We start from the raw sequence: 428 nt of genomic DNA on the forward strand, positions 1-428 counted from the left end.
TGAGCAGAGGCCAGCGCGCGCTGTTCCAATGGGCTGCGGCGCAGCATCCGGCATCCCACTGCGGCAAAAAGATACGCACTGCGGCGTGCCCAATCGGTTGCGGCGGCAACGCGCGTGCGGCTCTCGCGCCGCTGTTGCCGCTTGTCGTCCCTGGTCGGAACAACGGTCGCTGGCGTCGCAATCGAATGGCGCGCAGGCGACGTACGCACCGACACGACCTGCATCGACAAGGCGCGCACCGCGCTCAAGTGCCCATTCCCGCGCGTGGACGGTCCACCGGCACTGGCATGCAGGTCGCGGTGCGGTTGGCGCACGCCGTGCCGCCCCATTGGTGTGCCCCTGCGCAGCGCGGGCACATGCCGCTCGGGCAGCGGTCCCGCGGTGGCGGCCTTCGGCAAGATGCGCACGACACTCAAGGAAGAGATCTG

At 69.4% G+C, this 428-nt stretch carries 1 protein-coding gene; it reads right to left on the reverse strand.

Features of this window, described 5'->3' with window-relative positions; all coding sequences use genetic code 11:
• Positions 1-248 (reverse strand): hypothetical protein (locus tag ACO0LM_RS28720; RefSeq protein ID WP_423042366.1); only part of this gene is annotated, 248 nt, incomplete at its 3' end.
• Positions 249-428 lie beyond the last annotated feature (180 nt).

Origin of the sequence: Undibacterium sp. Di26W (assembly GCF_049340265.1) — a bacterium.
Classification (GTDB): domain Bacteria; phylum Pseudomonadota; class Gammaproteobacteria; order Burkholderiales; family Burkholderiaceae_D; genus Undibacterium.